The 23,791-nt window shown below is 62.4% G+C and carries 18 protein-coding genes and 1 tRNA gene; 9 read left to right on the top strand and 10 right to left on the bottom strand.

Features of this window, described 5'->3' with window-relative positions; genetic code table 11:
• Positions 1-7: 7 nt before the first annotated feature.
• Complete coding sequence (locus tag CK627_RS19530; RefSeq protein WP_167385392.1) at positions 8-1,144, bottom strand: efflux RND transporter periplasmic adaptor subunit; 1,137 nt, start codon at positions 1,142-1,144, stop codon at positions 8-10.
• A 155-nt stretch (positions 1,145-1,299) separates the two neighbouring features.
• Here CK627_RS19530 and CK627_RS19525 point away from each other — a divergent pair, with 155 nt between their 5' ends.
• Positions 1,300-2,028, top strand: coding sequence for a response regulator (locus CK627_RS19525; protein ID WP_010634673.1), 729 nt, complete (start codon positions 1,300-1,302; stop codon positions 2,026-2,028).
• The gene (locus CK627_RS19520) at positions 2,025-3,104 is read left to right on the top strand and encodes an ATP-binding protein (protein ID WP_054545297.1); all 1,080 of its coding nucleotides are present in this window, start codon (positions 2,025-2,027) and stop codon (positions 3,102-3,104) included. Before CK627_RS19525 ends, CK627_RS19520 begins: the two co-directional genes overlap by 4 nt.
• A 369-nt stretch (positions 3,105-3,473) precedes the next feature.
• On the opposite strand, the gene CK627_RS19515 is transcribed toward CK627_RS19520, so the two are convergent.
• From CK627_RS19515 to CK627_RS19500, 3 genes are all read right to left on the bottom strand, one after another.
• On the bottom strand, positions 3,474-3,767 hold the full coding sequence (locus CK627_RS19515; RefSeq protein ID WP_254425332.1) for a hypothetical protein: 294 nt from the start codon (positions 3,765-3,767) through the stop codon (positions 3,474-3,476).
• Positions 3,768-4,118: 351 nt separating this feature from the next.
• Positions 4,119-4,322, bottom strand: a complete 204-nt coding sequence (locus tag CK627_RS19505; RefSeq protein ID WP_043170893.1) for a hypothetical protein — start codon at positions 4,320-4,322, stop codon at positions 4,119-4,121.
• 275 nt (positions 4,323-4,597) lie between these two features.
• Positions 4,598-5,509: a LysR family transcriptional regulator gene (locus CK627_RS19500; RefSeq protein WP_167385391.1), complete on the bottom strand. Its 912-nt coding sequence runs from the start codon at positions 5,507-5,509 to the stop codon at positions 4,598-4,600.
• A 154-nt stretch (positions 5,510-5,663) separates the two neighbouring features.
• Between CK627_RS19500 and fdhD the strand changes: the two genes are divergently transcribed.
• Positions 5,664-6,470, top strand: coding sequence for a formate dehydrogenase accessory sulfurtransferase FdhD (gene fdhD / locus CK627_RS19495; RefSeq protein WP_167385390.1), 807 nt, complete (start codon positions 5,664-5,666; stop codon positions 6,468-6,470).
• On the top strand, positions 6,457-8,745 hold the full coding sequence (locus CK627_RS19490; RefSeq protein WP_095593153.1) for an FdhF/YdeP family oxidoreductase: 2,289 nt from the start codon (positions 6,457-6,459) through the stop codon (positions 8,743-8,745). Before fdhD ends, CK627_RS19490 begins: the two co-directional genes overlap by 14 nt.
• A 115-nt stretch (positions 8,746-8,860) precedes the next feature.
• Here CK627_RS19490 and CK627_RS19485 read toward each other — a convergent pair.
• Both CK627_RS19485 and CK627_RS19480 read right to left on the bottom strand, forming a co-directional pair.
• Positions 8,861-8,936, bottom strand: a tRNA-Thr gene (locus CK627_RS19485).
• A gap of 85 nt (positions 8,937-9,021) precedes the next feature.
• On the bottom strand, positions 9,022-9,762 hold the full coding sequence (locus tag CK627_RS19480; protein WP_010634652.1) for a phosphatase: 741 nt from the start codon (positions 9,760-9,762) through the stop codon (positions 9,022-9,024).
• 468 nt (positions 9,763-10,230) lie between these two features.
• Between CK627_RS19480 and psrA the strand changes: the two genes are divergently transcribed.
• From psrA to CK627_RS19460, 4 genes are all read left to right on the top strand, one after another.
• Positions 10,231-10,884 (top strand): TetR family transcriptional repressor PsrA, encoded by a 654-nt coding sequence (gene psrA / locus CK627_RS19475; protein WP_005298722.1) that lies wholly within the window; start codon positions 10,231-10,233, stop codon positions 10,882-10,884.
• 48 nt (positions 10,885-10,932) lie between these two features.
• The gene (locus CK627_RS19470) at positions 10,933-13,257 is read left to right on the top strand and encodes an acyl-CoA dehydrogenase (RefSeq protein WP_005298724.1); all 2,325 of its coding nucleotides are present in this window, start codon (positions 10,933-10,935) and stop codon (positions 13,255-13,257) included.
• Positions 13,258-13,427: 170 nt separating this feature from the next.
• Positions 13,428-16,490 carry an efflux RND transporter permease subunit gene (locus CK627_RS19465; protein ID WP_095593152.1) on the top strand — a complete coding sequence of 1,021 codons (3,063 nt, stop codon included), beginning with the start codon at positions 13,428-13,430 and terminating at the stop codon, positions 16,488-16,490.
• Between the two features lie 15 nt (positions 16,491-16,505).
• Positions 16,506-17,552: an efflux RND transporter periplasmic adaptor subunit gene (locus tag CK627_RS19460; protein ID WP_017766576.1), complete on the top strand. Its 1,047-nt coding sequence runs from the start codon at positions 16,506-16,508 to the stop codon at positions 17,550-17,552.
• Between the two features lie 67 nt (positions 17,553-17,619).
• Here the strand turns inward: CK627_RS19460 and pyk are convergent, their stop codons facing one another.
• Together pyk and CK627_RS19450 are read right to left on the bottom strand one after the other, a co-directional pair.
• Entirely contained in the window at positions 17,620-19,059 is a 1,440-nt protein-coding gene (pyk, locus tag CK627_RS19455) for a pyruvate kinase (RefSeq protein WP_005298729.1), read from the bottom strand.
• A 163-nt stretch (positions 19,060-19,222) separates the two neighbouring features.
• The gene (locus CK627_RS19450) at positions 19,223-20,077 is read right to left on the bottom strand and encodes a MurR/RpiR family transcriptional regulator (protein ID WP_005298732.1); all 855 of its coding nucleotides are present in this window, start codon (positions 20,075-20,077) and stop codon (positions 19,223-19,225) included.
• A gap of 349 nt (positions 20,078-20,426) precedes the next feature.
• Here CK627_RS19450 and glk point away from each other — a divergent pair, with 349 nt between their 5' ends.
• Complete coding sequence (glk, locus tag CK627_RS19445) at positions 20,427-21,395, top strand: glucokinase (protein ID WP_095593151.1); 969 nt, start codon at positions 20,427-20,429, stop codon at positions 21,393-21,395.
• A 312-nt stretch (positions 21,396-21,707) separates the two neighbouring features.
• On the opposite strand, the gene CK627_RS19440 is transcribed toward glk, so the two are convergent.
• On the bottom strand, positions 21,708-23,090 hold the full coding sequence (locus CK627_RS19440; protein ID WP_167385389.1) for an ATP-binding protein: 1,383 nt from the start codon (positions 23,088-23,090) through the stop codon (positions 21,708-21,710).
• Positions 23,090-23,764, bottom strand: coding sequence for a response regulator transcription factor (locus CK627_RS19435; protein ID WP_010634645.1), 675 nt, complete (start codon positions 23,762-23,764; stop codon positions 23,090-23,092). Before CK627_RS19435 ends, CK627_RS19440 begins: the two co-directional genes overlap by 1 nt.
• Positions 23,765-23,791 lie beyond the last annotated feature (27 nt).

The raw sequence follows: 23,791 nt of genomic DNA, 5'->3' as shown, positions 1-23,791 counted from the left end.
TGCCGGCTTACTGGCCGGCAACAAGGGGCTGCCAGGGGTGGGCAATAACCTGAACACCCGGGGTCAGGCGGTCGATCCCCTCGATCACCACCCGTTGTCCGGCGCTGAGCCCGGATACGATGCGGTACTGGCGCGCCACCAGCTCACCGGTTGTGACAGCTATTTGCTGTGCCTGCCCCTGGTCATCCACCACCCACACGCTGGTCTGGCCCGATGTACGCACCACCGCCTGCTGGGGCACGCTCAGAGCGTTGGCATAGCGGGCACGGGGAATGCGCGCCTGCACGTAGAGACCGGGCAGCAGGCGCCGCTCCGGGTTGTCCACCAGCACCCGCAGCAGCACGTCACCGGTACCGGCATCCACCTCGATGCCGGAGAAGAGGATGTGCCCCTGCATGCCGAGCGGCTTGCCATTGCTGCCGAGGATCTCCACCGTCAGTTCAGGCGCCATCGACCCTGTCTGCTGGCGCAGGACTTCCAGTACCGAGGCCGGTTGACGCACATCGACGTAGACCTGATCGATCTGCTGGATCCTGGCCATGGGGGTGGCATCGGTCGGCGACACCAGGGCCCCTTCGCTCACCAGGGCCTGATCGATGCGCCCGGCGATGGGGGCCTCCACGCTGGCAAATTGCAGGTTCAGCTGGTGCCGGGCCAGGGTCGCCCTGGCCTGGGCCACGTCGGCGGCCGCCTGATCCCGCTGGGAGACGGCGTCGTCATAGGTCTGGCGGCTGATGGCCTCGGTGCGCAGCAGCGGCACCAGACGGTCAATCTGGATGCGCGCGCGGGCCAGCACGGCCTCGGCTCGCTGCAATGCGGCGGCGGCGCTGTCGACATCCGCCTTGAAGGGGGCCGGGTTTATCTGGAACAGCACTGTGCCTGCGTTGATTTCGGCGCCCTGCTCGAACAGGCGGCGCTGCACAATGCCGCTTATCTGGGCGCGAATTTCGGCGCTGCGCACCGCGGCCACCCGGGCGGGCAGATCCTCGCTGATGACCAGGTCCTGCCCTGCCAGCGTCATCACCGACACCTGAGGAAGGGCTGGCGCGTCTTGCGCTTGCGGCGCCCCATCGCAACCTGCCAACCCGAATACGGCAATGACGGCAAGCAGAGCGCCCGCATACCGCTGTCTGACAAACATCATACTCACCTCGTTAAACCGTCTCCCCGGCATGGTGTTGCCGCGAGAGCACATCGAGCGGGCATTATGGAGAGGGGCTATTGCGAATGATTCGAGGCTTTGTGGAGAATCCATGGAGGCGGTGATAAAGTTCAAACCCACCATTTTCGAGGCCGACCATGTCGTATCTTCCTGCCTCCGCCAGCCCGGCGGCCCAGTCACTGGTACTGATTGCAGAGGATGAAGCCGAGATCGCCGAGATCCTCGCCGCTTACCTGCAACGCCACGGATTGCGCACTTTGCATGCCGCCGATGGCCGTGTAGCCCTGGCCATGCACCAGACATGCAAACCCGATCTCCTGCTGCTGGATGTGCAGATGCCGCAGCTCGACGGCTGGCAGGTGCTCAGCGAGATCCGGGCCCGTGGCGACACGCCGGTGATCATGCTGACCGCCCTGGATCAGGACCTCGACAAGCTGATGGGGCTGCGCATGGGGGCGGATGACTATGTGGTCAAACCCTTCAATCCGGCCGAAGTGGTGGCCCGGGTACAGGCAGTGCTCAGACGCAGCCAGGCAGCAAAACAGGCCACGGCCCGGGTGTTGCGGGTCGGCCCCTTCCAGATCGATCTGGAGAGCCACGAGGCCAGCCTTTGCCGCGATGAGGGGCAACTGGTGCTGGATCTGACCCTGACCGAGTTCAAGTTGCTCGCCTCCCTGATGCGGGCGCCGAAACGGGTGTTCAGCCGCGCCGAACTGCTGACCCACTGCCTACCAGAGGGGGATACCCAGGAGCGCACGGTGGACAGCCACATCAGCAAGCTGCGCAAGAAGCTGGAGGCGCACGGCATCCAGGGGGTGCCCGCCAGTGTCTGGGGCGTAGGCTATCGCTTCGGGGGCGATGCATGACATCGGCCCCCGGCCTGCGCAGGCAGATCATCCGCTCCCTGGGGCTGATGGCGCTTGGCATCATCTCCCTCGCGGTGATCGGCACCTATGTGTTCTACGCCATTGCCGTGACCTATGTGCCTGGCAGCATCTCCGAGAGCTGGATACCCTCCAGGGTCGAGATGCTCTGGATAGGCTCGACCATTCTGATTGCATTGGGGATGGCGCTGTACGTGGCGGTTCGCCTCTCTCGGCGCATCCTGACCCCGCTCAATTCGGTGGCGAACAGCCTGCGCGAGGTGGCAGAGGGCAAACTCGATGCGCGCGTGCCGCTGGATGAACAGGCAATTGGGGAGACGGCGCAACTGGTGCGGGACTTCAACACCATGGCCGAACGGCTGCAGAGCATGACCCGCGAGCGGGAGTTCTGGAATGCCGCCATCGCCCACGAATTGCGCACCCCGGTGACCATCTTGCGCGGCCGTTTGCAGGGGCTGGCCGAAGGGGTATTTCCGCCAGAGCGTGAACTCTTCGAAGGCTTGCTGCGTCAAGTGGAGGGGTTGACCCACCTGATCGAAGACTTGCGGGTGCTCAGTCTCAACGACAGCGGCCATCTGGAGTTGCAACGAGAGGAGAGCAGGTTGGCAGACGAGCTTGCCGTGGTGCTCGAGGCGTTTGCCGCCTCTCTGGCCGCGAGCGGTTTCACCCTTAAGCGGGAGCTCGATGCCGAACTCCTTGTTTGTTGCGATGCACTTCGCATCCGTCAGGCTCTGATGGCGCTGCTGGAGAATGCCCAGAAGCATGGGGTGCCGGGCCTGCTGACCGTGCGTCTGTATCGCTCGGGCACCCTGTGCGTCCTGAGTGTGGAAGACGAGGGGCCCGGCATCAGCGAGGAGGTCGCCGCCCATATCTTCGAGGCGTTTCGCCGGGGGGATCCGTCACGTTCGCGCAAGAGCGGCGGCAGCGGGCTCGGACTGGCCGTGGTCAAGGCCATTGTCGAGGCCCACGGTGGCAGTGTGGTTTGCCAACCCGCTAAAAGTGGAGGAACAATGTTCCTTCTCTCATGGCCTATATCGTTCAATTCTCAGTTGTCCTGAAATATACCTTGTTGTTTAAATAGTCAATTTTGTCCCATTGGACTAGGTTTTCGTCATATCCCATAGCTTAATGAGTGTACTAATGGGTTAAAGCATAATTGTCCACGGGCTGGGGCAGGATGGCCCTACATTTTGGCTCCACATAGCAACTTGAGCGTTTGGGCTCTGGCCTAGTTATCGCTAAGCAAGTCGACCAATATGGTTTGTGGTGTCTGGTGGGTTATTGCTCGATGTGGAGTTGTGGTTGCTGGCCGATGGCAGCGGTTATCTGCCGAGGGATCAAAGTCTTGTAATCACGCAAGTCATGCATGGTTGGGCTTCCCAACACCCTAGATGTGAGGAACTACATGACGTTGTGGGGATGATTGTCTACAGCGATTGCTTGAGACGGTTGATGTCTCGTTGATAGCTACGGCGGTGGCTATGCCAAATCACCCGCTCGGTAGCAGCCTCCAGTAGCGCAGTGGTCATGGTGCGGGGAAGAACCAGATTTGCGCCAGCCCATTTATCCAGGTCCAGCACGCCGGAACGCACCAGACTGGCCAACTGCTTATCAAACTCTTGGGCCAGCTTCAGCGCAATGAACTCCTCGATATGGACTCGGAGCCTGGTAATATCAGCCTCTGGCTCCATTGGTGGTGCATTGGGCGTTGTCATGGTCATGTATGGCAGCTCCAATGCGGCGTGTCATTGGTACCATGGTTGACGTAGGACCCGACCATTACCCGTTGCAACTCGCCAACCGGCTAACCCGCAGCATTACAGACACAGCGAAAGCGGGCGAAGTTAATCTCTCGCGGCAGATGTTCACGCATATCCCGTGGACTGACAAAGAGCGTGGTCTTGTGCTGCACCGGGTTGGGGGCTATCAGTGGCCCGCCAATTCGTCGCCTCTCCACATCGTGGGCATAGGCAAATCCCGGCATTATCAACTGTTGACAGATGAGCTTGGAGAGAGCTGGATGGGTACACATGGCTTCCGCTACGGCGGCCTGGCTAAAGCTATCGTTGAACTCAATCATTGGTGTTTGAACGGTAGGCCGCTGCCAGCAGCGCAAACTGTTCGACCAGGTGACTGATGCTGATGCCCAGTTCATCACTTACCCCATCACCCAGACGGTGATGCAGGTGTGCCATGTCTTCAGAGATACGTTGGGCTATCTGGGCGGTTGAGCTCGATAGTGAGCTTGTCAGCGTTAGGGTGATGGCGAGATTCATCGCATCTCTCCCCAAGGAACTTGGTCCCACAGTGACAGTCGGGTCAGCACGTCTTGCGCCAACGCTTGCTGAAACTGCTGTATTACCTTGACCAAACGAGGTGCCTGCTCAGGGCTCCCTCTCCATTCGCTCGACTGGTACAGCTTAGCGCGGCTTGCTTCTCATCTTCTCATCTTCTCATCGTTGCCAAGATTCTGGCTTTGTACTCGAGTCATGTCAGCTGGCTGAAATAGACAAAGGTGGATCAATCCAGCGGAGTTTGCGTTCGCCACTGCTCAGCCCTGTGTGCTGGTTTGCTCACTCTCCCTCACCAGCTCGAGGAAGGCGCGCATGGCGGGGGTGATGCTGTGCTGGCGGGTGATGAAGGCGGTGTGGCCGATGTCGCGTTGCGGCGCCAGCGGCAGGCAGACCAGATCCGAGAGCTTGCTGGCGGATCGGGCGAGGCCGGCACTGACGATGGCCCAGCCCAGCCGGTGGCGCACGGCGCTCACCAGGTGAAACAGGGAGTCGGTTTCCAGTACCACGTCAAGCCGGATGCCGGCCCGCTCGGCGGCGCGGTCCAGGTACTTGCGAAACTGCATGGTGCGGCTGGGCAGTACCAGCGGCTGCTGCTGCAGTGCGGTCAGGGTCAGCTCGTCGCCGGGGAGGCGCTGATCCGCCTCGTCGCGGTTCATCAGCACCGCCATCTGGTTGTGCCCCTGGGGATAGAGGTGAAAAGTCTGTCTGGCGCCGCCGGTGAGCGGCTCGTCAAACCCCAGCCCGATGTCGCACTGGTGCAGCTCCAGCTGTGACAGCAGGGCTTCGTTGCTGAGCACCGACAGGCGAATGACGATGTCGGGGTAGCGCTGCTTGCAGCGGGCGATGAGCGGCATGATGTCGACATTGGACTGGGGCACTATGCCGATGCGCAGGGTGCCGGAGAGCTCGCCATGAAACAGCGCCAGCTCCTGCTTGAGCGCCTCCTGCTCCAGCAGCATCCGCTCGGCATACTGGCGCACCAGCTCGCCCGCTTCGGTGAGGGCGACGAACTGGCTGGTACGCACCACCAGATCGGTGCCGAGGTTCTTCTCCAGCGCCGTGATGCTGGCCGAGAGGGTCGGCTGGGTGATGTGACAGGCCTTGGCCGCCCTGGCAAAATGCTGGTGTTTGGCCAGCTCGTGGAAATAGTGCAGCTGCTTGATGTTCATGATCATTCGGGAGGCGAGGATGAATCTAAAAATTAATCAATTGAAAAAACATCGTCAATAGAACAACTCTATTGCCATATAGATTTATTTCATTGGTTTTGCGTCTGCCGCCTCTCTAAACTTGAATGCAGTTTGCATTTTTAGGCCAACCTGCATGCCTGCCTACGTGCCCGTCGACATCCCCGTCAATTTGCCTACCTCGCCTTCACTGGATCATTTGGTGGAGGAGGTAGCCGTCGCCATCAACATCAATGGCATCAACCATGCGGTGATGATGGCGACCCCGGACGATCTCGACGACTTTGCCGTCGGCTTTCTGTTTGGCGAGGGGATCATCCGGCACAACCACGAGGTCCATGACATCCAGGTTGCGCCAGCCGAACAGGGTATTGTGCTGGATGTGACCATCGCCAACCGCTCCCTGGCCGCCTTGACCGAGCACAAGCGCCGGCTGACCGGGGCGACCGGTTGCGGTATCTGCGGCGTGGCGGCGGTAGAGCAGGCGCTGCCCGCACTGCCGGTGTTGCCGCTGACGCCGCCGCTGGATGGGGCCTTGCTGGCGGGGCTGCGCCCGCAGATCGCCCAGTGGCAGCTCAAGGGTCAGCAGCATGGCGCCCTGCATGCGGCGCTGGCGCTGGATGCCGAGGGCCGGATCCTGCATTGCCGGGAAGATATCGGGCGCCACAATGCCCTCGACAAGCTGATCGGCCTGCTGCTGCGCCGGCACAGTGCATGCGACACCCTGGTGGTAACCAGCCGCTGTGGCAGCGAACTGGTGCAAAAAGCCGCCCGTTTCGGTGCCTGTCACCTCATCTGCCTGGCATCGCCCAGCCAGCTGGCGATCAGGCTGGCCCTCAAATACAACCTCAACGTCGTTCATATTCCCAAGTTTGATGCCCCGGTCAGCTATTCGAGCTATCGCCCGGCGGATCCCATCGGAGAGTGCCATGAGTCATATTGAAAAGCCCGCCAAAGCCGGCGGTTTTTCGTCCCTGCAATCCACCATGAAACAGGTGCTGCGCAGCCAGAAGACCCGTCAGAACATCAAGAACCTGCTGCGAGTCAACCAGACCGACGGCTTCGACTGCCCGGGCTGCGCCTGGGGTGACAACGACCACGGCACCTTCCAGTTCTGTGAAAACGGCGCCAAGGCGGTGGCCTGGGAATCTACCGGCAAGACGGTGGGGGCTGAGTTTTTCGCCGCCCATTCGGTGCGCCAGCTGGCGACCCAGAGCGACTACTGGCTCGAGTATCAGGGGCGGCTGACCGAGCCGATGCGCTACAACCCGGCGACCGATCACTACGAGCCGATAAGCTGGGATGATGCCTTTGCCCTGATTGCCGACACCCTCAAGGGGCTGAATAGCCCGGACGAGGTGGAGTTTTACACCTCGGGGCGTGCCAGCAACGAAGCTTCTTATCTTTATCAGCTGTTTGGCCGCCTGTTTGGTACCAACAACTTCCCCGACTGCTCCAACATGTGCCACGAGGCGAGCGGGGTAGCGCTGATCCAGTCGGTCGGCATCGGCAAGGGGACTGTGGTGCTGGATGACTTCGACCAGGCCGATGCGGTGTTCGTCTATGGCCAGAATCCGGGTACCAACCACCCGCGCATGATGAATGCCCTGCGCCAGGCGGTGCGCGGTGGCTGCAAGATCGTCAGTTTCAACAACTTGAAAGAGGTGGCGCTGGAGCGCTTCGCCAGCCCGCAGAGCCCGCTCGAGCTGCTGACTCCGGCGGCCACCACCATCAGCCACCAATACCTGACGCCGAAACTGGGGGGCGACATGGCCGCCATGCGTGGCATGGCCAAGTACATCCTGGAAGAGGCGCCAGAGGCGGTGGATCGCGACTTCATCGCCCGCCACACCCGCCACTTTGCCGACTACGAGGCACAGGTACGGGCCACCGACTGGGCGGCGATCGAGCAGCAATCCGGCCTGACTCGCGCCGAGATCGTGCAGGCCACCCGGGTCTTTGCCGCCAGCCAGCGCATCATCAGCTGCTGGGCCATGGGGGTGACCCAGCATCTGCACTCGGTCGACACCATCCGCGAAATCGTCAACCTGCACCTGATGCGCGGCCAGATTGGCAAGCCGGGAGCAGGGCTCTGTCCGGTACGGGGCCACAGCAACGTGCAGGGCAATCGCACCATGGGGATCAACGAAAAGCCCACCGCCGCCTTTATCGAGCGGCTCGAGCGTCACCTGCAGGTGAGTCTGCCGCGGGCCGCAGGTCACAACGTTTACGAGGCGCTCAAGGCGCTGCATGAGGGCAAGAGCAAGGTGCTCATCTGCCTGGGTGGCAACCTGGCGGCAGCGGCGCCCGATACCGACTTCACCTACGGGGCGATGAAAAAGGCCGAGCTCAACGTGCAGATCAGCACCAAGCTCAACCGCAGCCATCTGCAGGTGGGCAAGGCGGCGCTGATCCTGCCCTGCCTCGGCCGCACCGAGCTCGATATCCAACACAGCGGCAACCAGAAGATCACGGTGGAGGACACCTTCAGCATGGTGCACGCCTCGACCGGCGCAGCCGAGCCGGTGTCGCCGCTCTGCCTCTCCGAAACCGACATAGTGGCGCGGATGGCTCATGCCACCGTGGGCAGCGAGCGAGTCGACTGGCTGACCCTGCGTGATGACTATGCACGCATCCGCGATCTCATAGAGCAGACCATCGCCGGCTTTGCCGATTTCAATGTCCGTATCCAGCAGCCGTGCGGTTTTCATCTCGATAACTCCGCGGCGCTGCTGACCTGGAATACCGCGAGCGGCAGTGCAGAGTTTCGTGCCAGCACCCTGCCGCAATCGGTGTTGCCGGAGTGTACCCGTCATGCCGAGCAGATGTCGGATCAGCCGGTGTTGCTGCTGCAGAGCCTGCGCTCCCACGATCAGTACAACACCACCATCTATGGCATGGATGATCGCTATCGTGGCATCAAGGGCCAGCGTAACGTGGTGTTCATGAACGAGGCGGATGCCCGCCAGCTTGGCTTTGCCGAAGGGGACAGGGTCGACATGGCGGCCATCTGCAACGACGGGCGCGAGCGCAGCGTGACGGGTTTTGTGGTGGTGATCTACGAGATCCCGCGCGGCAACATCGCGGCCTACTATCCGGAGACCAACCCGCTGGTGCCCATTGACAGCATAGGGGCGGGCTCGTTTACCCCGACCTCCAAGTCCATCCCGGTGCTGGTGACCGCCTCCAATCGGCAGGACAATCTGTTGCTGCTATGAGCTGAGAGGTTTGCAGGCTAGCCGGTTCAAGCCGGCCTGCCCCAGGCAGCAGAACCCGGACATCCTATAAACAACAACGCCGCATAAGCTATGCGGCGTTGTTGTTTTTCAGCTCTGGTGCCGGTAACAGGAGTCGAACCCGCGACCTTCGCATTACGAATGCGCTGCTCTACCAACTGAGCTATACCGGCGTGCCACTAGATTCCTGAAAACCCGGGGGCAAGTCAATGAGCTGGACTCGGTTTTATGAGTGAGCTCATGGAGTTACGGTCAAGGTCAGAGGTCGGCGAACTCCGGAATATGGGCCCGGCCGCGGCTTTCGAGAAAATCGAGCAGGGCGCGGGGGGAGCGCGCCAGGATCCGCTCTTCTGGGAAGCCGGCCTCGGTCACCAGCCGGTGGCAGTGCTCGAAATCCCCGAGGCTGAAGGCCACGTGGGAATCTGAGCCGAAGGTGAGGTAGGCCCCCATGTCCCGCGCCGCCTCGACGATGGCGCGGCAGTTGCCTTCACTGCCCGGGCGGGAGTGGCTGAAGGAGGAGTTGTTGAGCTCCAGCGCCACCCGATACTCTGCCGCTGCCTTGACCACCGCCTGGATATCGATGGGGAAGGCGGGATTGCCGGGGTGGCTTATCATGTCGACCCGGCCGCTCTTGATGGCGTTGATCATGGCCTGGGTGTGGGTGGCCTGGTCGCAGGGGGGGAACACTGGTTCGTGGAAGCCCGCCATGATCATGTCGAGCCGCGACTCGTAGCGCTCGGGGAAGTCTATCTCGCCGTCGATGTTCTTGATGTTGGCTTCGATGCCGCGCAGGATGCCGACCCCGTCGACCACCCGTGGCAACACGTGCAGGTTGACGAAGTGCCAGAAGTGGGGGGCATCGGCCATGTCGGGGCCATGATCCGTGGTGGCGAACAGCTTGATCCCCTTTGCCTTGGCGATGGGCAAGTAGTCGTGAATGGTGCTGTAGGCGTGGGTGCTGGCGACGGTGTGGGTGTGGGTATCGACCGTGTACTTCATCTTATCTTCCCCTCTGGCGTGAGGGGCCAGCATAGCAAAGGCGGCGGGTCGAGACCATGTGGTGGCTTGTCATACTTTGTCACAAATTGAGTGCAGGTTGACAAAGTTTGAACACGCTTGGCGGCCATGATGGATGCATCGATGAAAGCCTGAACTCGCATCGATGGGTTGGATCAGGATGGTGCAACCTCATTTCCCCGCCGTCGCGCCCTGCGACGGTTTTTTTTGCCCGTTTGCCTGCGTGCTGGGTGGCTGCAGGGTAAAAAAATGCCCAACTAGCATGGAGCAGGTTGGGCGAGACTTAATGTTTAATTGCAGTGGCATAGATATAGAGTCCGATTCGTCCGTGAAGTTCCCGCCTTGTTCCCCATTTTCATGAAAAACATTTCACTAACACCTGTTCACATTCTCTTGACACAAAAGGTTGTGAAACGTACTTTTTAAACATTCGTTTAAGTGAGGTGTCCTGTGAGTAAAATCGATACCAAAAACCGCATTCTCGATGCCGCCGAGGTGTTGTTTGCCGAACGGGGGTTTGCCGATACCTCTTTGCGTCTGATCACCAGCGAGGCCGATGTCAATCTGGCCTCGGTGAACTACCACTTCGGCTCCAAGAAGGAGTTGATCCAGGCGGTGCTCGATCGCTATCTGAGTCTGTTCATGCCCGAGCTGGATGCACGCCTGCATACCCTGATGGCGCAGGAGCAGCTGACCTTGCTGCAGGTGTTCGAGAGTTTCGTCGACCCGCTGATGAAGCTGGTGGCGGTGCGCACCAACGGTCCGGCCATCTTCATGCAGCTGCTGGGACGCGGCTACATCGACAGCCAGGGCCACCTGCGCCGCTTCATCACCGCCCATTACGGCCCCATTTTGCAGCGGATCACCCAGGCAATCTCCAAGGCCAACCCTGAGTTGTCGCCGGCGGATCTGTTCTGGCGGCTGCACTTCACCCTGGGCACCGTCGTGTTCACCATGGCTTCGGCCGATGCGCTGCGCGACATCGCCCAGGCCGATTTCGGCCAGCAGCTCGATGTGGAGGGGCTGGTACGAAACGTCATTCCTTATCTGGCGTCCGGTGTCGGGGCGCCCGTGGAGTCGACCAGGCTCTCCCTGGCCGTGTAACAACCAACAATAAATCAACGGAAACAGTGAAATAGAAGGAACTTGAGTATGATCACATTGCTTATCCTGCTGGTGCTGGCGATAGCCGTCGTGCTCGGCGTGCCCTCCATCCGTAAAAAGGTGGTCACCCGCCCGGTGTTCGGCATCTTCAAGAAGATACTGCCGCCCTTGTCTGCCACCGAGCGGGAGGCCATGGAAGCTGGCTCCGTCTGGTGGGATGGCGAGTTGTTTCGCGGCAACCCCGACTGGAAAAAACTGCACGGCTACGGCAAGGCCGAGCTGACCGCCGAGGAGCAGGCCTTCATCGACAACCAGGTCGAAACTCTGCTCGCCATGGTCGACGACTTCAAGATCGTCAACGAAACCAAAGACCTGCCGGAACCGGTGTGGGACTATCTGAAAAAGGAAGGCTTCTTCTCTCTGATCATCCCGAAATCCTACGGCGGCCGTGAGTTCTCCGCGATTGCCAACTCCACCATCGTTACCCGCATCGCGACCAAGAGCCTGAGCGTGGCAGTCACCGTCATGGTGCCGAACTCCCTCGGCCCGGGCGAGCTGCTGATGCACTACGGCACCCAGGCCCAGAAGGACTTCTGGCTGCCAGGGCTGGCCAACGGCAAGGAAGTGCCCTGCTTCGCCCTGACCGGGCCGGAAGCGGGCTCCGATGCCGGCGCCATTCCTGACAAGGGGATCGTCTGCAAGGGGATGCACAAGGGTGAAGAGGTGCTGGGTATTCGCCTCAACTGGAACAAGCGCTACATCACTCTGGCTCCCCGTGCCACCGTGCTGGGGCTGGCGTTCAAGCTCTATGACCCGGAAAAACTGCTGGGTGACAAGGAAGAGCTGGGTATCACCTGCGCGCTCATCCCCACCAGTCACCCAGGCGTGCGCGTCGGCGATCGCCACTACCCCATGGGGCTGGCGTTCCTGAACGGCCCGACCTTCGGCAAGGATGTATTCATTCCGCTCGACTGGATCATCGGTGGCCCGGATTACGCCGGTCGCGGCTGGCGCATGCTGGTGGAGTGCCTCTCCGCCGGGCGCGGCATCTCGCTGCCTGCCCTTGGCACCGCCTGTGGTCACATGGCGAGCCGCACCGTCGGCGCCTACTCCTACGTGCGCAAACAGTTCGGCATGTCCATCGGCAAGTTTGAAGGGGTGCAGGAAGCGCTGGCCCGCATCGGCGGCCTCACCTATCAGCTGGAAGGGGCCCGTCGCATGACCGCCGGCTCCCTGGATCTCGGTCAGGCACCGGCCATCGTCACCGCGATTTCCAAGTACCACATGACCGAGATGGCGCGCCAGATCATGGATGACTCCATGGACATCCACGCCGGCCGAGCCATCCAGCTGGGCCCGAAAAACTACACCGGCTACGCCTACATGGGCATTCCGGTGGCCATCACGGTGGAAGGGGCCAACATCCTGACCCGCAACCTGATGATCTTCGGGCAGGGGGCTACCCGCTGCCACCCGTACGTGTTCGCCGAGCTGGAAGCGGCGGCCGATACCGACGTGGAGCGCGGTCTCGAGAAGTTTGACGCCCTGCTGATGAAGCACATCGCCTTCGGCGCCGGCAACTTCTTCGGTTCCCTGTTCCAGGGGCTGACCCTGGGCCAGTTCAACAGTGCCCCGGTGGCCGGTGAAACCGCCCGCTACTACAAGCAGCTCTCTCGCATGAGTAAAGGGCTGGCGCTGTGCGCCGACGTCTCTATGCTGATGCTGGGCGGCGATCTCAAGCGCAAGGAGATGATCTCCGCCCGTCTGGGTGACGTGCTGAGCCACCTCTACCTGGCCTCTGCCACCCTCAAGCACTACGAGGATCAGGGCCGCATGGTCTCCGATCTGCCGTTCGTGCAGTACGCGGTGGAGCGCAACCTCTACCTGATTGGCAAGGCGTTCGAGGGCTTCTTCCAGAACTTCCCGAACAAGGTGGTGGGTGCCGTGCTCAAGCGGGTGGTGTTCCCGTTCGGCGTCGGTTACAAGATGCCGGCCGACGATCGCTGCCACGCCATCTGCCTGGCCATGATGAAGCCGGGTGAGTTCCGCGACCGTCTGACCGCGCTCTGCTATGTCGGCAAGGACGAGGCTGATCCGGTCGGCCTGATGGAGCGTGCCTTCCAGGCTATGGTCTCGGTGCAGCCCTACGAGAAGAAGCTGGTGCAGGCCCAGAAAGAGGGCAAGCTGCCCCGCAAACTGGCGCTGCCGGAGCTGGTTGCCGCTGCTCTGTCTCAATCCATCCTGAGCAAGGACGAGGCGGACAAGCTGCTGGCCGCCGATGCCCTGCGCTACGAGGCGATCCAGGTGGACAACTTCGCCCCGGGCGAGCTGGAGGGGTTATCCCAGCAAAATCCGGTGGTGCACGCCGCCTGAGAGGGCACTCGCTCCTGAATCTGAAACCGGCCGATATGGCCGGTTTTTTTGTTTGTTAACCATGCATTTACAACCTCGATTAATTCCAGTTTAATGCAATGGCCCCCCACCCTTGGGGCAGGAAGCAAGGCCAGCGGAATGGCCGACAACAACAAACTCAGGAAGAGTGAATGAATCTCGCCAAAACGGCGATCGAACGTCCCATCTGGGTGGCGGTCTCGATCGTGCTGATTTTTCTGCTGGGCCTGCTCAGCATCCGGGGGCTGCCGATCCAGCTGTTTCCCGACATCGATCGCCCGCACCTCAACATCTCGGTGGACTGGCGCTCGGCCTCACCCCAGGAGATGGAGTCGGAGATAACCGACCCCATCGAGCAGGAGATGCAGGGGGTGCAGGGGCTCAAGAATCTCACCAGCAACAGCTTCCCCGGCTTCACCGAGATCGATCTGGAGTTTGCCCTCGGCACAGACATGCAGCGGGCCCAGCTTGACGTCATCTCCCGCCTGAACCGGGTCTCCGGGTTGCCGGACAAGATAGGCGGTCCCTACGTCAACAACTACAGCAACAACGACACCCTGACCTTCTTCTTCATCCAGCAGCTGCCCGGCGCCAAGGGGCCGATCGACGATCACCAGGCGCTGATCGAGGCGCGGATAAAACCCGAGCTGGAGCGGATCCCCGGGGTATCGACCGTCGACATCCAGGGGATCAACGAGCGCCAGATCCAGATCCGTTTCGACCCCTACCGCGCCGCCGAGCTGGGGGTGGAGATCCCGGTGCTGGCCAGCCGGGCCGGCACCGGCTGGGACGTCTCCGCCGGCACCCTCGACATCGGCCGTTGGGAGTACAAGCTGCGCTTTGCCGGCCGCTACGACGTGGCGACCCTGGGAGACAAGGTGGTGGACTGGCGCGACGGCCTGCCCATCTATCTGCGGGACGTGGCGGAGATCCAGCTGGCCCGGGAGGAGAACCCGGTGCTGCGCATCCAGAACGGCAACACCGCCATCGCGGCGCAGATCTTCAAGGAGAGCGGGGCCAACGCCCTGGCGGCGCTGGAGGCGATCAAGCTCAAGGTGGGCGAGCTCAACCGCGAGGTGCTGGAGCCGGTCGGCCTGCACATGGAGCAGTCGTTCGACGCCTCCCTCTACATCAACCGGGCGGTGAGCATGGTAACCGCCAACCTGGGGCTCGGCGTGCTGCTCTCCTGCGCCATCCTCTGGGTCTTTCTGCGCCGGCTCAAGGCGACCCTGATGATCGCGATCGCCATCCCCATCAGCATCATGCTCACCTTTTGTCTGCTCAAGGTACTGGGACGCACCCTCAACGTCATCTCGCTGGCGGGCATCGCCTTTGCGGTCGGCATGGTGCTCGATGCCGCCATCGTGGTGCTGGAGAGCATCTATCGGCGCCACGAGCGAGGGGATCTGAGCAAGGGGGAGGCGGCGTTGGAAGGTGCCAGCCGGGTGTGGACCGCCCTGGTGGCCTCCACCCTGACCACGGTTGCCATCTTCCTGCCGGTGCTGCTGCTCAACGACGTCGAGGGGCAGCTGTTTGCAGACCTTGCGCTCACCATCGCCTGCGCCGTCACCGTCTCCATGCTGGTGGCGGTGACCGTGCTGCCGGCGGTGGCGGCGCGCTGGATGGGGCGCGAGCGGCTGACTGACCCCTATGAGGCGTTGTGGCAGGGTACCACCCGCCACGTGATCCGCTGGACGGCGACGCCCCGCCGGCGCTGGACCGTCATCACCCTGATGATGAGCCTGCCGGCGCTGGCGACCTGGGCCCTGCTGCCGAAGATGGACTACCTGCCGGACGTGAAGCGCGACGCGGTGGATGTCTGGATGAACTTCACCCCGGGCTTCAACCTCAAGGCCCAGCGCGAGGAGGTGATCGACACGCTCATCGCCAGGCTGGATCCCTATATGAAGGGGGAGCAGGAGCCGGCTCTCAAGAACTACTACATCTTGCGCTACCCTGGCGGCGCCCAGATCGGGGTACGGCCGAAAGAGGAGGACCAGATCAAGGTGCTGGAGCAGCTGCTGATGAAGCAGTTGCTGGTGGGTATCCCCGACACCCAGGTGTTTGGCGGTCAGGGGTCGCTGTTCGGCGGCTTTGACAGCGAGAACGGCATCTCCCTGTTGCTGCAGGGAGGTGATCTGGTTGAGCTCTATCGGGCGGCGCGGGCCGCCATGGCCATCGTCAAGCAGGATCTGCCGGGGGCCCAGGTCAGGCCGCAGCCGGATCTCGATTTCACCGCCCCCGAGCTGCGGTTGGTGCCGCAGGACAGGCGCCTCGCCGAGGTGGGTTGGGATCGTACCCCCATGCCCGCCATCATCCAGACCTTCGGCGACGGGCTGCGGGTTGGCGAGTATTTCGACGGGGAGGAGCGGCTCGACATCATGCTGATGGGACAGACCTCGGCCAACCCGGATGAACTCAAGGCGGTGCCGCTGGCGACCCCGTCCGGGCGCATCGTGCCGCTCGGCGAGCTGCTGCGGGTGGAGCACGACATGGGGCCGGCCAGCATCTTTCGGGCTGACGGGCGGCGCAGCATCAGCCTGCAGATCTCACCCCCGGCGGGGATGAGCATGGAGCAGGTGCTGGACACCCTGCAGAGCAAGAGTTTTGCCGCCATCCGGCCGCTGCTGCCGGCTGGCGGCGAGCTGCGGGTCTCCGGCAATGCCGACAGCCTGCAGCAGGCGCTCGGCAACCTGGGGGCCATCTTCCTGTTTGCGGTGATGATCCTGCTGATCCTGTTGTGGGGGGTCTTTGCCTCCCTCAAGGATGCGGTGCTGGTGCTGCTCACCCTGCCGCTTGCCACCGTCGGCGGCGTGCTGGCGCTCTACCTGAGCGGCCTGCTGGTGCCGCTGCCGATGGATCTGCTGACCATCATCGGCTTCGTCATCCTGCTGGGGCTGGTGGTCAACAACGCCATCCTGCTGGTGCACCAGACCCGCACGGCGGAGCGGGAGGGGATGAGCCGCCAGCAGGCGGTGGCCGATGCCCTGCAAAGCCGGATGCGACCCATCGCCATGACCAGCCTCACCAGCATCTTCGGCATGCTGCCGCTGATGCTGAGCCCGAGCGAGGGCAGCGAAATCTACCGGGGGCTGGCCACCGTCATCGTTGGCGGCATGAGTTGCAGCACCCTGTTTACCCTGGTCCTGCTGCCCGCCTTCCTGCGGCTGGGTGAGCGGGTCGACGTGCCGCAGGCCATTCGGCAGCGGGCCTGAGCAAGGAGCTCATCGATGACACACGGTTTTACAAGGATGGTTGTGGGCGCGGCGCTGCTGGCGGGGGGCGTGTTCCCCGCGCTGGCACAGGGCAAGATGGTGACCCTGGCGGACGTGACCCGGGGGGAGGCGGCGGCCAGCATCTGGGTCAGCGGCACGGTGGCGAGCCGCCAGCAGGCGGCGCTCAGCGCCGAGGTGAGCGGCCGGGTGGAGTGGATCGCCGAGTTCGGCAGCCGGGTCAGCAAGGGGGATGAGCTGCTGCGCCTCGACAGCGCGGCGCTGCGGCTCTCGCTGGAGCAGGCCCAGGCCGAGCAGGCCAAGTGGGAGAGCAACGTGCGCTTTGCCCGCGCCGAGTTTGGCCGGCTGGCGACCCTGCATCGTCAGAAGAGCGCCTCCCAGAGCCAGTACGACAAGGCGCGCTACGACGTGGAGCAGGCTGAACTGGCCGAGCGGCTGGCGCGGGTGCAGGTGCGCCAGATTGAGGAGCAGCTGCGCAGAAGCCACATCTTCGCGCCATTCGACGGGGTGGTGAACAACCACTTCATCCAGCCGGGGGAACATGTGGATGCCGGCGAGCAGGCGCTGGAGCTGGTCAACCCCGATCAGCCCGACATCCGCCTGCAGGCCCCCATCGTCTGGGCCGGCCAGCTGGCGCCCCAGACCCGGCTGCGGGTGGAAGGGGATCAGCTCAGCGGCCACGGGGTCTACTACCAGCGGGCGGCCAGCGCCGATCCCAAGTCGCGCCTCATCGAACTGCGCCTCAAGCCGGAGGGGGGGCGCTTCATCATCGGCTCGCCGGTGCGGGTGGCACTGCCGCTGGCGGAGCAGCAGACCATGCTGCTGCCGCGCGATGCCCTGGTGCTCAACACCGAGGGGAGCGTGGTCTATCAGGTGGAGCAGCACGGCGAGGAACTCAAGGTGAACCGGGTGCCGGTGACCGTGCTGTTCGGCGACAGTCGGCAGGTGGCGGTGAGCGGGGCGCTCAAGCAGGGCGACAGGGTGGTGGTGCGCGGCGCCGGCAGCCTGCAGGATGGCGACAAGGTGGAGCTATTTCGCGGCTGAGGCGGCGGTCTCGCCATAAAAAAACGGCTCCCGCGGGAGCCGTTTTTGTTACAGGCAGGAGGGGCGATTACTCGACCATCATCACCTTGCAGGTGTTGGTACTGCCGACAGTTTCCATCTTGTCGCCGTGGGTCAGCAACACCATGTCGCCGCTTTGCAGCAATCCCTTGGCCTTGAGCACGTCCAGCGCGTCGCGGCATACTTCGTAGACCGGCTTGGTCTCGTCGCCGTCAAACAGCACCGGAGTGACGCCGCGGTAGAGGTTGGTCCAGGCCAGGGTCTTGTTGTGCGGTGACAGGGCGAAGATCGGCAGGCCGGAGCTGATACGGGACATCAGCAGTGGGGTGGTGCCCGACTCGGTCAGCGCCACGATTGCCTTGACCCCTTCCAGGTGGTTGGCCGCATACATGGTGGACATGGCAACCGCCTCTTCCACCGAGGTGAAGGTGTAGCTCATGCGGTGGTTGGAGACGTTCAGGCTCGGATGCTTCTCGGCGCCCACGCAGACGCTGGCCATGGAGGTCACTGTCTCGATGGGGAACTGGCCGGCGGCGGTCTCGGCGGAGAGCATCACCGCATCGGTCCCGTCCAGCACGGCGTTGGCCACGTCCATCACTTCGGCACGGGTCGGCAGCGGCGCGTTGATCATCGACTCCATCATCTGGGTCGCGGTGATGACCACCCGGTTCAGGCGGCGGGAGTGGCGAATGAGCTTCTTCTGCACGCCGACCAGCTCGGGATCGCCGATTTCGACGCCCAGATCACCACGGGCCACCATGACGGCATCGGAGCCGAGGATGATGTCTTCCATCGCCTCGTCGGTGGCGACGGTTTCGGCGCGCTCGACCTTGGCCACGATTTTGGCGTTGGAGCCGGCTTCGCGGGCCAGCTCGCGGGCGTAACGCAGGTCATCGCCGCAACGGGGGAAGGAGACTGCCAGGTAGTCCACGTTCATGCGGGCGGCGGTCTTGATGTCTTCCTTGTCCTTCTCGGTCAGGGCCGGGGCGGAGAGGCCGCCACCCTTCTTGTTGATGCCCTTGTTGTTGGAGAGCGGACCGGCCACGGTGACCGTGGTGTGGATGCGGGTGCCTTCGACCTGCTCCACTTTCAGTTGCACGCGGCCGTCGTCCAGCAGCAGGATGTCGCCGGGCACCACGTCATTGGGCAGGCTCTTGTAGTCGATGCCGACCTGCTCCTGGCAGCCTTCACCCTTGCCGAGGGCGGCGTCGAGGATGAATTTGTCGCCGATGGCCAGATAGATCTTGCCGTCCTTGAAGGTGGAAACGCGGATCTTGGGGCCCTGCAGGTCGCCCATGATGGCGACGTGACGGCCCAGCTTGGCGGCGATGTCACGCACCTGGTTGGCGCGCAGGATGTGGTCTTCAGCAGTGCCGTGGGAGAAGTTCATCCGCACCATGTCGGCACCGGCACGGATGATCCCCTCGAGGATCCCTTCGCGATCGGTGGCCGGACCGAGTGTGGTTACAATCTTTGTACGTCTTGGCATGAAAGACTCCAGTTTTGAAGTTGATATGACTTGAGATACTGCCCCGTCAAGCGCATGACCCATTGCACCCGCTTGCAAGCCATCTGGGTGGCTTTTGTTACTAAATTACAATACTACACCAAGGAAGGTGGCAGAGACAGCCGGGGGCCGGGGCCCCCGTTGTTCACGAAGAGTGGGGTGTATCAAAGCGGGATTCGCGCAAACCTTCTTTGACTTTCTTCAGGTTTTCGCGAAATTTCATGCCGCGGCGCAGGGTGAAACCGGTTGCCAGCACGTCCACCAGGGCGAGCTGGGCGATGCGCGAGGCCATCGGCATGTAGACGTCGGTGTCTTCCGGCACGTCCATGGAGAGCACCAGGTTGCACTCGCGCGCCAGCGGGGAGTCCTTGGCGGTCATGCCGATGACGGTGGCGTCGTTTTCACGGGCCAGCGCGGCAATCTCCACCAGCGCCTTGGTGCGGCCGGTGTGGGAGATGAGCACCACCACGTCCCCTTCGCTGCTGTTGATGCAGCTCATGCGCATCATGACGATGTCGTCGAAGCTCACCACCGGAATGTTGAAGCGGAAGAACTTGTTCTGTGCATCGCGGGCGACGGCGGAGGAGGCCCCAAGGCCGAAGAAGCTGATCTTCTTGGATTGGGTCAGGATGTCGACGCAGCGATTGATGGCCGAGATGTCCAGGCTGTTCTTGGCGGCATCGAGGCAGGCCATGGTGGATTCGAAGATCTTGGCGGTATAGGTATCGGGCCCGTCTTCCGCCTCCACGTGGCGGTTCACATAGGGCGTGCCGTTAGCCAGGCTCTGGGCCAGATGCAGTTTGAAATCGGGAAAGCCCTTGGTATCGAGCCGGCGACAGAAACGGTTGACGGTCGGTTCACTGACGTCAGCCATCTTGGCGAGGGTGGCGATACTGGAGTGGATGGCCGTCTGTGGGGAGGCCAGGATGACCTCGGCGACTTTACGCTCTGATTTACTGAAACTTTCCAAATTATTAGTAATTTTATCAAGGGTATTCATCATCACCACCAGGCGTTTTTGTAATTTAGCTTCAGTGTCTTTGCACTAAATTCATGGCTAAGCAGGTTTCCAATCAACTTGATGACTATACAAGACAAGCTCTTATCGAAACTAATCTCGGCCCTGCAAAGTATGACTCATGTCTAATTATTTCGTTGTTTTGGTTACAAACTTCCAGTCATTCCGTGAAAGCGCTTACAAATGTTGCAAAGCAACAACACTGTGAGCGGGCGCACAGTTGCACCCATCAAACGCGCCGCAAGGGGAGGGGCTCGGGTAGAATTGGCACCAAATAATAAGTGCGGGACGGTAACGGCCGCCCCGACCCCAGTAACGAAGGAGTTGTTTTATGCAGCATACCCATGCGCTGGTCGGCGACGTAGGCGGCACCAATGCCCGGTTGGCCCTGTGCGAGCTGGCAACCGGCACCATTTCCCGGGCCAAGACCTATTCCGGGCTGGCTCATCCCACTCTCGAAGCCGTGGTTCGCCTCTATCTGGATGAGCACAAGGTGCAGGTGGGCGAAGCCTGCATCGCCATCGCCTGCCCCATCAACGGCGACTGGGTCGCCATGACCAACCACAGCTGGGAGTTCTCCATCAGCGAGATGCAGGCCAATCTGGGGCTGACCCGGCTGCAGGTGATCAACGATTTTACTGCCGTCTCCATGGCGGTGCCCGTGCTGGAGGAGAGCGATCGCATCCAGCTGGGAGGCGCGGCCCCCGTGGCCGGCAAGCCCATCGCCATCTACGGGGCCGGCACCGGCCTTGGCGTGGCCCACCTGGTGCAGGCGGGTGAGCAGTGGCTGAGCCTGCCGGGCGAGGGCGGTCACGTGGACTTTGCCGCCAACAGCGAAGAGGAGGATGCGGTGCTGCAGGTGATGCGCGCCGAGCTGGGTCACGTCTCGGCCGAGCGGCTGCTCTCCGGCCCTGGCCTCGTCAACATCTACCGCGGTCTGGTGAAGTCCGATGGCCGTGAGCCGCAGGCGTTCGAACCCAAGGACATCACCGAGCGCGCGCTGGCGGGCGAGTGCCTGGACTGCCGTCGCACCTTGAGCCTGTTCTGTGTGCTGATGGGCCGTTTTGCCGGCAACCTGGCGCTCAACATGGGCACCTTCGGCGGCGTCTACATCGCCGGTGGCATAGTGCCGCGCCTCCAGGAGTTCTTCATTGGCTCGGGTTTTCGGGTGGCCTTCGAAGACAAGGGACGTTTCAAATCCTACCTCAAGGATATCCCGGTCTTCCTCATCACCCATGAAGGGCCGGGCCTGCTCGGTGCCGGTGCCTATCTGCGCCAGTCGCTGGGCATCAAGTTGTAAGCAACGACAGGGCGGGTGACGCAATGGCCATGGTTCAGCCTTGATTCAGTGACCATGGCGTAGAGTGTCCCTACGTACTCAAGAAGAGAAGGCGCCATAAGGAATTGGGACTTCTCTTCATCCGCTGGGTGCGTTTGTCACCTGACAAGCCTGAACTGTTTCACCGGCCCTTGCGGCCGGTTTTTTTATGCCCGCCGTTTACTGCCGGCCTGTTGTGCTGGCGATGGCGGCAGCCAGGTCTGTGTGAGGTGGTAGGGCCACAATGCAGTGCGCCTGCCGGTTGGCAGGCGCACTGGGTGGACAGAGATGGCCTCAGGGCAGGTCGAGGGTGAAGCGGGCGCCGCCGAGCGGGGACTCGTCCACCATGATCTGGCCGCCGTAGCTGTGCACGATTTCGGTGACCACCGCCAGCCCGATCCCCTGGCCGGGGGAGCTGTCGGCGCGCACCCCGCGCTGGAAGATCTGCTGCGACTTGCCCGGGTCGATGCCGGGGCCGTCGTCCTCGATCTCGATCCGCAACCGGTCGAGCCGGCGGCTCACCGTCACCTTGATCTCGCTGATGGCGAACTTGAAGGCGTTGTCGAGCAGGTTGCCCATCAGCTCCATCAGGTCCCCCTGTTCGCCGGCGAAGAAGACGTCGTCGTCGAACTTGAAGCGGGTCTGCAGCTTCTTGTGGCGATAGACCTTGGCGAGGCTGGCCAGCAGCTTCTCGATGAGGGGCACCGGCTCGGTCCCCTTGCTGGCGAGCCGCTTGCGGCCGGTGACGGCGCGGCGCAGCTGGTACTGGATGATCTGATCCATGGTCAGGATCTGCTCATTGATGTTGTCGTGAATGTCGCGCCCCAGCTTGACCTCCTGCGCCGTCATCTGGATCAGCGCCAGCCGGGTTTTCAGGCTGTGGGCCAGGTCGTTGAGGGCATGCTGGTAGCGCTGGGTCTGCTGGCGCTCGTTCTCCAGCAGCTGGTTGACCGACTCGGTCAGCGGCGTCAGCTCCCGCTCATAGTCGTTGGAGAGCGCCTCCCGCTTGCCGGCCCGGATCTCGTCGATCTGGCGCGCCATGGTGCGCAGGGAGCCCAGGCTCCAGAAGCTGGTGAGCAGCAGCAGGGCGCCGAGCAGGGCGTAGGCGAGCAGGGCCTGGCGGATGCACTGGTAGAGGTAGTCGCGGGTCTGCAGCAGGTAGCGCTTGGCGGAATCGACCATCACCACGTAATAGGTGGTGGGGCCGTCACCGTGGTTGCGCAAGAAGCGCAGGCTGTAGATGAAGTAGCTCTCACCGTTCTTGATGGTGAGGCGCTTGAAGAAGTAGTCCTGATCCAGCCCGCCCAGGTACTTCATCAGATCGTCGCAGATGGAGTCCTTGACCTGGATCACCTCCGGCATGTGCAGGCTGGACCAGCTCAGCTGGCCGTCGGCCCGGCAGATAAGAGTGTCCAGGTTGGGGTCGATGGCATCCGGTGTGAGCCGGCCCAGATCCGTGCTGGCCTGGGCGTCCGGCATCTTGGAGGAGAACAGCTTGGAGAGGTTCTCTTGCATGCGGGTGCTGGCCTTCTGGGCCTGCTCATCGGTGTGGCCCAGATAGAGGATGTAGACCGAGAAGGACATGATGAGCGCGATGACCAGCATGGCGCTCAGCATCAGCTTGATGTGCAGCGAGCGACGGATTAAGCGCATGGGGCGCGGCAGACGAAAGCCCATCAGCTGCACGACAGGTTGAAGATGTAGCCCTGGCGGCGGATGGTGGAGATGGGCTGGATGAGCCCCTCCGGATCCAGCTTCTTGCGCAGCCGGCTCACCATCACCTCGATGGTGTTGGGGTCCCCCTCGCCGTCGCCGTAGAGTTGATCCAGCAGTTGCTGCTTGGAGACCACCTGGCGGGCGTTGCGCATCAGATATTCGAGGATCAGGTACTCAAAGCTGGTGAGCACCACCGGCGTACCGGCGATGGTCAGCTCCTTGCGGGAGAGATCCAGCTCGTAGTCGCCAGCCTTGACCCTGGGAGAGATGAAACCGGCGCTGCGGCGCACCAGGGCGTTGAGGCGGGCCAGCAGCTCGTCCTTCTGGAACGGCTTGACCAGGTAGTCGTCCGCCCCCGCTTCCAGCCCCTCTACTTTGTCCTGCCAGTTGCCACGCGCGGTCAATACGATGATGGGGAAGGGGATCTGCTGCTCGCGCAACTGGCGGATGAGCTGCAGACCGTCCATGTCCGGCAGGCCCAGATCGATGATGGCCACGTCGATGGGGTAGTCGGCGGCGTAATGGAGCGCCACCTGGGCGCTCTCGGTGCTGTGCACCTGATTCTGGGCTTCGGTCAGCAGGGTGGTGAGGTGGTGATTGAGCAGCTTGTCGTCTTCGACTAACAAAATTTTCATAAGGTGCGCGATCATGGGGATCCAGGC

It is taken from the genome of Aeromonas dhakensis, assembly GCF_002285935.1.
Taxonomy (GTDB): Bacteria; Pseudomonadota; Gammaproteobacteria; order Enterobacterales; family Aeromonadaceae; genus Aeromonas; species Aeromonas dhakensis.
Note: the sequence above shows the minus strand (reverse complement) of the source record. Positions and strands in the feature narration are given on the sequence as shown.

What these genes read in the sequence shown, in the direction of transcription:
- CK627_RS19505 (WP_043170893.1), bottom strand. Translation starts at nt 4,322, where the DNA reads ATGAATCTCGCCATCACCCTAACGCTGACAAGCTCACTATCGAGCTCA.
- pyk (WP_005298729.1), bottom strand. Translation starts at nt 19,059, where the DNA reads ATGCCAAGACGTACAAAGATTGTAACCACACTCGGTCCGGCCACCGAT.
- CK627_RS19500 (WP_167385391.1), bottom strand. Translation starts at nt 5,509, where the DNA reads ATGAACATCAAGCAGCTGCACTATTTCCACGAGCTGGCCAAACACCAG.
- CK627_RS19480 (WP_010634652.1), bottom strand. Translation starts at nt 9,762, where the DNA reads ATGAAGTACACGGTCGATACCCACACCCACACCGTCGCCAGCACCCAC.
- CK627_RS19460 (WP_017766576.1), top strand. Translation starts at nt 16,506, where the DNA reads ATGACACACGGTTTTACAAGGATGGTTGTGGGCGCGGCGCTGCTGGCG.
- CK627_RS19490 (WP_095593153.1), top strand. Translation starts at nt 6,457, where the DNA reads ATGAGTCATATTGAAAAGCCCGCCAAAGCCGGCGGTTTTTCGTCCCTG.
- fdhD (WP_167385390.1), top strand. Translation starts at nt 5,664, where the DNA reads ATGCCTGCCTACGTGCCCGTCGACATCCCCGTCAATTTGCCTACCTCG.
- glk (WP_095593151.1), top strand. Translation starts at nt 20,427, where the DNA reads ATGCAGCATACCCATGCGCTGGTCGGCGACGTAGGCGGCACCAATGCC.
- CK627_RS19515 (WP_254425332.1), bottom strand. Translation starts at nt 3,767, where the DNA reads ATGACCATGACAACGCCCAATGCACCACCAATGGAGCCAGAGGCTGAT.
- CK627_RS19435 (WP_010634645.1), bottom strand. Translation starts at nt 23,764, where the DNA reads ATGAAAATTTTGTTAGTCGAAGACGACAAGCTGCTCAATCACCACCTC.
- CK627_RS19520 (WP_054545297.1), top strand. Translation starts at nt 2,025, where the DNA reads ATGACATCGGCCCCCGGCCTGCGCAGGCAGATCATCCGCTCCCTGGGG.
- CK627_RS19530 (WP_167385392.1), bottom strand. Translation starts at nt 1,144, where the DNA reads ATGATGTTTGTCAGACAGCGGTATGCGGGCGCTCTGCTTGCCGTCATT.
- CK627_RS19525 (WP_010634673.1), top strand. Translation starts at nt 1,300, where the DNA reads ATGTCGTATCTTCCTGCCTCCGCCAGCCCGGCGGCCCAGTCACTGGTA.
- CK627_RS19450 (WP_005298732.1), bottom strand. Translation starts at nt 20,077, where the DNA reads ATGAATACCCTTGATAAAATTACTAATAATTTGGAAAGTTTCAGTAAA.
- CK627_RS19470 (WP_005298724.1), top strand. Translation starts at nt 10,933, where the DNA reads ATGATCACATTGCTTATCCTGCTGGTGCTGGCGATAGCCGTCGTGCTC.
- CK627_RS19440 (WP_167385389.1), bottom strand. Translation starts at nt 23,090, where the DNA reads ATGGGCTTTCGTCTGCCGCGCCCCATGCGCTTAATCCGTCGCTCGCTG.
- CK627_RS19465 (WP_095593152.1), top strand. Translation starts at nt 13,428, where the DNA reads ATGAATCTCGCCAAAACGGCGATCGAACGTCCCATCTGGGTGGCGGTC.